The following is a 7,457-nucleotide window of genomic DNA, read 5'->3' as shown; positions in this document are numbered from 1 at the left end:
CTTCGCGCGTATTGTCATCAAAACGAATTGTGCCTTCAAAAGGCTGAAAATTGATCGCCTGCAACAACCCCGACAGCGTATATGCGCCGCCGCCCAAGAAGTTTTTCAGCGCCACCGGCGTATTGGCGGTCACCTGCGCGCCAAAACCCGCGGTCGCAATATTAATGAAGTGACGCTCGTTGGCTTTGGCGGCATCCACTCGGTAACTCTCTCCACTAAGCGCCAGCTTGAGGGCTTGATACGGGGAATCGGTCGGAATATGACAGGCAGTGGCAAAATCATTGGCCGTGCCAAGTGGTAACACCGCCACCTCCAACGCCAGTTGATGTTTGAGAATCGCGTCAACCACTTCATTCACCGTCCCATCACCGCCTCCTGCAATCACCCGGGTGACCTGCTGCTCAGCGGCTTCGTACACGAGGCGCTCAATATCTCCTGCTTCCCATGTTGGCCGTACTTCGAGCGTATGGCCTTCTTTGCGCAGGGCCATCACCGCATCGCGAATATCTTGTTGCGCCGCTTTTTTTCCGTTGAGTAGTAGTCGAGTGGTCATGTCAGTGTCCTGTAGTTGTCTTGGCAGAGGTGACGCTAAACCCGTAGGCTTATGGCTCGATTATAGAGAATAACATCGCCGACGAAAAAGCCTCACCGGTCAGTTCACCGTTAATTACCCATAATTTTGACAAAAGTCATTTGCAAAAGACGCTGTTTTTCACAAAAGAATTCAGCTCGATAATGGCCGCCACTGAACACATCATTGAGAATGAAAGTATGCCTATTGCTCTTTTTGCTCTAACCCTCAGTGCGTTTGCCATCGGCACCACTGAGTTTGTCATCGTTGGGTTGATCCCAACCATGGCCGCTGACTTATCGGTCTCGCTGCCCTCAGCCGGTCTGCTGGTCAGCTTATACGCCCTTGGCGTTGCCGTCGGCGCCCCTGTGCTGACCGCGCTGACGGGAAACTGGCCCCGTAAGACGGTACTATTGACCGTCATGGCCCTGTTTGTCGCGGGTAACCTGCTGGCTTGGCAAGCGCCAGGTTACAACACCCTGGTGGCAGCTCGGATCCTAACGGGTCTTGCTCACGGCGTGTTTTTCTCGATTGGCTCGACCATCGCCACAGGTTTGGTGTCCAAAGAGAAAGCCGCCAGCGCCATCGCGATCATGTTTACTGGCCTCACGGTCGCCTTGGTGACGGGAGTGCCTCTTGGCACCTACATCGGTCAGACGTTTGGCTGGCAAGCGACCTTCTTGATCGTCGCCATCTTGGGTCTCATCGCTTGGGTAGGAAGTGCGCTCTTAGTACCCAGTAACCTGAAACAGCCTCCGGCGACCAAACTCTCCGCACAACTGAGCGTACTGACTCAGCCTCGCTTACTGCTGGTCTATGCGATCACGGCACTGGGTTATGGCGGCACCTTTACCGCGTTCACCTACCTTGCGCCCATTTTGCAGGAAGTGTCCGGCTTTGAAGCCAGCTCTGTCGGCCTCATCATGTTGGTGTATGGCGTGTCTGTCGCGTTTGGCAACATTTGGGGTGGAAAGATGGCCGATACCATGGGGCCCATCAAAGCGCTAACGATCATTTTCACTGGCCTTGGCGCCGTACTTTTGGTGTTCAACTTTGCCGCTTACGAACCGATTGCCGCGGTGGTGACGATTCTTATCTGGGGTGCGTTTGCGTTTGGTAACGTCCCGGGGCTACAAGTGTACGTGGTGAACTTAGCCGAGCGTTATACGCCTGATGCCGTAGACGTCGCCTCCGGACTCAACATCGCGGCCTTTAACGTCGGTATCGCTCTGGGCTCTTGGGGTGGGGGTTTAGTCGTTGAACAAACTGGGCTGATGAACACACCTTGGGTCGGCGCTATTGTTGTCGCTCTGGCACTCCTGCTGACTCGCTTTAGCGGCGTGCTAGACCGCCGAACTCAATGGGCAAAAATCTAACGCCCTCTCGATAACCAAGAGGCTCCACTCTCTTGGCGAGCCATAATGACCAACCAAAAACCAATCAGGCCAGCGTTACGCTGGCCTGATTGGTTTACTTCACTCGCATCACGCGATGTTTAACGTTCGAGAGTTCTATCTCAAGCACCTGAGAGCGCTTCATCTCACTCACTCTCGCTAACTGCTCGCTAGGGTAACCTTTGCGTTTCATCCATTGCATTGGCTCGTTAAAGCTGTCTTCATTGACGATAAACGCCTCACCTTTGTTGCGCCCTGAGAACACATTCACCACCCAGACACGGGACTGGAACTCCAGCACCTCACGCAATTCGGATTTGGTCGACGCCCACCACTGACCGATTGATCCCAACATATGGCTCCTTTGTCCTAGCTCACCCATAACCAAACACCGACACCCATCATTAAGGTGCCCGCTATTCGGTTCATCAATCGGACATTATGCGATTGACCTAGCATGCGTTTCAAGCCTTTACCACCTGTGGCGTAGAGCGTCATGCAAACAAACTCAAACAGCAGAATGATCGATACCAGCACCACCAATTGCGGTGTCAGCGCCACCGATTGATCGATAAAGGGTGGCAGCAGAGAAATCATAAACGCCCAGCCTTTCGGGTTGGCAATCGCGGTCACAAAACCTTGTACCACCAAATCCCAGTCACTGTGAGGGGCTGATTCGACCGTCTCATCAAGATTTAAAGCGAGCTTGCCTCTCGAGCGCCACATCTGAATCCCTAAATAGAACAGATAGCCGCCCCCGAGTACCTTAAGCGCGGTAAATAGCCATGGGTAATTGAGCATCACCGCGGCGATACCGAGCACCGCCGCCACCGCCACCAAACCCACGCCGATCAACTCACCCACCATCATCCACAAGGTACGACGATAACCAATGCTCATCCCCAGCGTCAGCGCCAATGTCATGCACATGCCGGGCGTAATAGAGACAAAAAAGAAAGTGGGAATAAACATCCCTAATAAAGCGGTGTTGATCATGAAAAAAGCCTGATGATGTCATTCTATAATGGCCGAGAGTAACAAGATTTTTCTTGCGAGGCTCGACAAAAATGCACCTAAGGTCGCTGTTCACGGCGATTACGCCGACATAGGCAATAAAGTGAATAAAATATGCTTATCTATGCATTTTCTAAATCAATCAAGTGGACACATCGTCTCTATTCCCATGCGGTGAGAAGAAGCCAAGTATTAATGGTCGGGATTTTAACTGTTAAAAACAATAAAAATACGTCAATTAATTTACATTAAGACGTTAACCTGGCGTTAAATACTGACAAATAGCAGTGACCCAGGTCACATCTCCTTATCGTCAGCGCTTTTTCGCTTTCTGATTTTTCATCCTGCCTGCTAACCTCCCTGCCCGCCTTAAAGTGAATTTTAGGCGCATAACTATAAGGAGTGTTCACTATGAATACCAAGAAACCCATGTCGCTAACCGGCCGAGTGATTTTCGGTATGGTTACAGGTATCTTGACAGGATTTGCAATTCGCACCCTCTTTGCCGACAACGGATTTGTCGACACATACATCGTCAATGGACTGTTTGAAGTTGGTGGCCAAATATTTGTTGCCAGCTTAAAAATGCTTGTTGTTCCTCTCGTTTTTGTTTCACTGGTGTGTGGCACAAGCTCACTGAAAGATCTTTCTACACTGGGCCGCATGGGCGGCAAAACCTTAGGGTTTTACATTGTCACCACGGCGGTTGCCATCACGCTTGCGCTGACCATGGGTAACCTGTTCCAACCAGGTGCAGGCGCTGATCTTACGGCAGCAAGCTCATTCCAGTCCGCCGAAGCACCATCACTGGGCCAGGTGATCATTAACATGTTCCCGACCAACCCAATCAGCGCAATGGCAGAAGGTAAAACTCTGCAAGTGATCGTTTTTGCGGTGTTATTTGGCGTTGCCATCAGCGCGGCGGGCAAGCCAGGTGAGCGCATTGCAGCGTTCTTCTCTGATCTCAATGAAGTGATCATGAAACTGGTGGCGATTTTGATGAACTTGGCGCCGTTTGGCGTGTTCTTCTTGATGGCGAAACTGTTTACTGGTCTGGGTCTTAGCGCCATCATCAACTTGGCGGAGTACTTCCTTGTCCTTGCTGGCACCTTGATTTTGCACGGTTTAGTCACTTACAGCGTGATGCTGAAAGGCTTCACCGGTCTGAGTCCTATCACCTTCTTGAAGAAGATGGAAGACGCGGTCATGTTTGCGTTTTCGACCGCATCGTCAAATGCCACCATTCCGGTCACGATGGAAACGGTGAAAAACCGCATGGGCGTGGAAAACCGCGTCTCCTCATTCACGGTGCCGCTAGGCGCGACAGTGAACATGGATGGTACGGCCATCATGCAAGGTGTCGCGACAGCCTTTATCGCACAAGCCTTTAACATCGACCTCACCATGGGTGACTACTTGATGGTAATCATGACCGCGACACTGGCGTCTATCGGCACAGCAGGCGTACCAGGTGTTGGTCTCGTGATGCTGGCGATGGTACTTAACCAAGTCGGTCTGCCTCTGGAAGGCATCGCCCTTATTATGGGTGTCGACCGTTTGTTGGATATGATCCGTACCGCCGTCAACATTACCGGTGATAGCGCAGTGACGGTCATCGTCGCGAAATCGGAAGGCGCACTGGATGAGACACGCTTTAACGACCCTCAAGCGGGCGTAAAAGAGGAAGAGGTTCATCTCAAGCAGGTTGAGGCCTAACCGCTCACCTCGCGGACCTTGGGCAATGAAAGTACGCCAAAAGCCTCAAACCTCGGTTTGAGGCTTTTGCTTTCTCATCTACCCATTTAGTCAAACATCGACAATAACTCATTCAAATTCAGGCATATCCAATCTATCTCACACATCCCCATCTGATAACTCTTTAAAATAGGGACTCAACATTCTCGCTATCTTTCTATAACAACTCTTTCAAGGAGTGAAAGTATGAAATTGCATTGGTCAGCCCTATTTGCCTTTTTGTTGCTCCCTTTTCCGACCCTTGCTTCCACCGCCCATGACACACTGCCTCTTACCCAATCGACCATAGGTTACGCCGCGCTGCTGATCTTTGCGATGGCCTATACCTTGGTGATGCTCGAAGAGTACTTGCAACTGAGAAAGTCCAAACCTGTCTTGTTGGCTGCGGGTATCATTTGGGCCATGATTGGCTACGTCTATTCTCAGCACGATCAGATAGAGGTCGCCAAAGCCGCGCTGGAACATAACCTGCTCGAATACGCTGAGCTCTTACTGTTCTTATTGGTCGCCATGACCTACATCAGCGCGATGGAAGAACGTCGACTGTTTGATGCGCTGCAAGCATGGATGGTGGGCAAAGGCTTTAATTTCCGCGCGCTGTTTTGGCTGACCGGGATACTCGCCTTCTTTATCTCACCGATTGCCGATAACTTAACCACCGCACTGCTAATGTGCGCCGTTGTACTGAAAGTGGCGGGCAATAACCCTAAATTCATCAATTTAGCCTGTATTAATATCGTTATTGCCGCCAACGCAGGCGGCGCTTTTAGCCCATTTGGTGACATTACCACCCTGATGGTGTGGCAGGCGGGGCATGTCTCCTTTGCTGAGTTTATGCCGCTGTTTGTCCCTTCACTGATTAACTACATCATTCCGGCGTTCATCATGTCGCTGTTTGTACCCAATAGTAAGCCGAACGTGGTGCATGAACACATTGAGCTCAAACGCGGCGCGCGCCGTATTGTCGGACTGTTTATTCTGACGATCGCGACGGCAGTGGCCTTCCATGCCGTGCTGCACTTCCCACCAGTGATGGGCATGATGATGGGGCTCGCCTATTTGCAGTTTTTTGGCTTTTTCCTTCGAAAAACCCTCAAGACCTCGTTACACAAAAAAGCCGCGCGCGCGATTGCAAACCGTGATGATTACGCACTCAAGCGCCTCGGGTCTGTCGTCCCGTTTGATGTGTTTCGCCGCGTCTCTCACGCCGAGTGGGACACCCTGCTGTTCTTCTACGGCGTCGTGATGTGTGTGGGAGGGTTAAGTCTGCTCGGCTACTTGGGCGTAATTTCTGAGGTGATGTACACCCAGTGGGATCCCATGTGGGCCAACGTCATGGTGGGGATTCTCTCAGCCATCGTCGATAACATTCCTGTGATGTTCGCGGTACTCACCATGGATCCGAGTATGTCGATGGGTAACTGGCTACTGGTCACACTGACCGCCGGTGTCGGTGGTAGCTTACTCTCAATAGGGTCTGCGGCGGGGGTGGCCTTGATGGGGGCCGCGCACGGTAAGTACACCTTCTTCGGCCACCTCAAATGGATGCCCGTTATTGCGCTTGGTTATATCGCGAGTATCGTCTGCCACATGGCACTCAATGGGGGCATGTTCTAACGTTTTAACGTTCTAAACGCTCTAGCGCGCGTAACAGACAAAATTAAGGCTTCACTGGCAAAGGCTGCGCACCGCGCTTTTGCCAGATGCTCGCCAACTGATATTTAGCACACACGCTGCACGTCAGCACTTCATTTTTGCCGTGGATACGCATCACGATGTCTTCTCGCTGCTCTTTTGAGTTGTTGCGCATTTGGATGAACAACTGATTGCCCTCGACATTAAAACTCTTTTCTAAGTTCGGTTGCCCCGCTTTAATAAAGGTCACCATCGCATTATTAAAGCGCAGCACGTCGTCGTTGTACTGGTTTTCGTAGTCACCGACAAACTCATAGGTTTGCTTGTTGAGGTAACGCTCAGCGTCATCTTCTGAACAGCCGACAAGAACCAGTGACGCCAGCAGTACCCTCATCCCCCAATTGCATTGTCGACCAACCATAACTTTACCTCGTACTTTCCAATTTCAAGAGAGACGCCTTACGCTCCACGCCCCCCGCATAACCCGTTAATTTGCCGCTTTTACCTATTACGCGATGACAAGGCACAATGATCGAAATAGGGTTTTTCCCGTTCGCCGCCCCCACCGCACGCACCGCTTTAGGGTTGCCTATGGCATCGGCGAGTTGCTGATAGCTCCACGTTTCACCAAAAGGTATCGTCGTTAGCGCTTGCCAAACTTGACGTTGAAATGGCGTGCCCTGCGCGGCGAGAGGCAGGTCAAAACTGTCACGCTGATTGGCAAAGTACTGCTCTAACTGTTTGATTGCTTTAGTCAGTATAGGATCAGAATCGCTGCGCTGGCCTAAATTTTCTGGCTGAGTGGTCTGTGTTTCAAACCACGCTCCAGTCACCCCCTCACGAGTGGCTTGTAAAACCATTTCACCGAGAGGACTGGTCATGGTGGTGTAGACGTATTGAGTTTGCTCGTTGTGCGTGGTCATGCATGGCTCCAACAATGAAAAGTGGCGTAGCTCCCCCAAGGGGCGACGCGTGTCGAGGTGAGAGCAGGAAAGCGCGCCAACGCTTTTTTCACCACCAGATCCGTATCAAGAAAGCAGTTCGCTTGCGAGGCGCCGCGCAGTTTGGCGTAGTTGACTGTCCAAGGG

At 51.5% G+C, this 7,457-nt stretch carries 8 protein-coding genes and 1 pseudogene; 3 read left to right on the top strand and 6 right to left on the bottom strand.

Annotated features, from left to right (window positions below):
* On the bottom strand, positions 1–553 hold a 553-nt coding region (locus tag AC6R1O_RS07905; RefSeq protein WP_500656796.1), incomplete at its 3' end, for a YegS/Rv2252/BmrU family lipid kinase.
* A 218-nt stretch (positions 554–771) separates the two neighbouring features.
* On the opposite strand from AC6R1O_RS07905, the gene AC6R1O_RS07900 reads away from it, so the two are divergent.
* A complete protein-coding gene (locus AC6R1O_RS07900) occupies positions 772–1,947 on the top strand; it encodes an MFS transporter (RefSeq protein ID WP_500656797.1) in 1,176 nt (391 codons plus the stop codon).
* 94 nt (positions 1,948–2,041) lie between these two features.
* Here AC6R1O_RS07900 and AC6R1O_RS07895 read toward each other — a convergent pair whose 3' ends face one another.
* Both AC6R1O_RS07895 and AC6R1O_RS07890 read right to left on the bottom strand, forming a co-directional pair.
* Positions 2,042–2,320 carry a hypothetical protein gene (locus AC6R1O_RS07895; RefSeq protein WP_500656795.1) on the bottom strand — a complete coding sequence of 93 codons (279 nt, stop codon included), beginning with the start codon at positions 2,318–2,320 and terminating at the stop codon, positions 2,042–2,044.
* A 14-nt stretch (positions 2,321–2,334) separates the two neighbouring features.
* Positions 2,335–2,958, bottom strand: a complete 624-nt coding sequence (locus AC6R1O_RS07890; protein WP_500625560.1) for a LysE family translocator — start codon at positions 2,956–2,958, stop codon at positions 2,335–2,337.
* 432 nt (positions 2,959–3,390) lie between these two features.
* On the opposite strand from AC6R1O_RS07890, the gene AC6R1O_RS07885 reads away from it, so the two are divergent.
* Positions 3,391–4,695 carry a dicarboxylate/amino acid:cation symporter gene (locus AC6R1O_RS07885; protein WP_500625431.1) on the top strand — a complete coding sequence of 435 codons (1,305 nt, stop codon included), beginning with the start codon at positions 3,391–3,393 and terminating at the stop codon, positions 4,693–4,695.
* Positions 4,696–4,920: 225 nt separating this feature from the next.
* Positions 4,921–6,351 (top strand): sodium:proton antiporter NhaD, encoded by a 1,431-nt coding sequence (nhaD, locus tag AC6R1O_RS07880; protein ID WP_500656794.1) that lies wholly within the window; start codon positions 4,921–4,923, stop codon positions 6,349–6,351.
* A gap of 43 nt (positions 6,352–6,394) precedes the next feature.
* Here the strand turns inward: nhaD and AC6R1O_RS07875 are convergent, their stop codons facing one another.
* The 3 genes and pseudogenes from AC6R1O_RS07875 to AC6R1O_RS07865 form a co-directional block, all read right to left on the bottom strand.
* The gene (locus AC6R1O_RS07875; RefSeq protein WP_500630932.1) at positions 6,395–6,790 is read right to left on the bottom strand and encodes a hypothetical protein; all 396 of its coding nucleotides are present in this window, start codon (positions 6,788–6,790) and stop codon (positions 6,395–6,397) included.
* Positions 6,791–6,794: 4 nt separating this feature from the next.
* On the bottom strand, positions 6,795–7,292 hold the full coding sequence (locus AC6R1O_RS07870) for a methylated-DNA--[protein]-cysteine S-methyltransferase (RefSeq protein ID WP_500656793.1): 498 nt from the start codon (positions 7,290–7,292) through the stop codon (positions 6,795–6,797).
* A pseudogene (locus AC6R1O_RS07865) lies at positions 7,289–7,457 on the bottom strand (DNA-3-methyladenine glycosylase 2 family protein); the annotation flags it as partial. The gene AC6R1O_RS07870 and the pseudogene AC6R1O_RS07865, both read right to left, overlap by 4 nt.

The sequence above is a fragment of the Vibrio sp. R11-SG3-ISO3-SZ genome, from assembly GCF_059834345.1.
The sequence above is the reverse complement of the archived record's forward strand: the minus strand, read 5'-3'. Positions and strand labels throughout refer to the sequence as shown.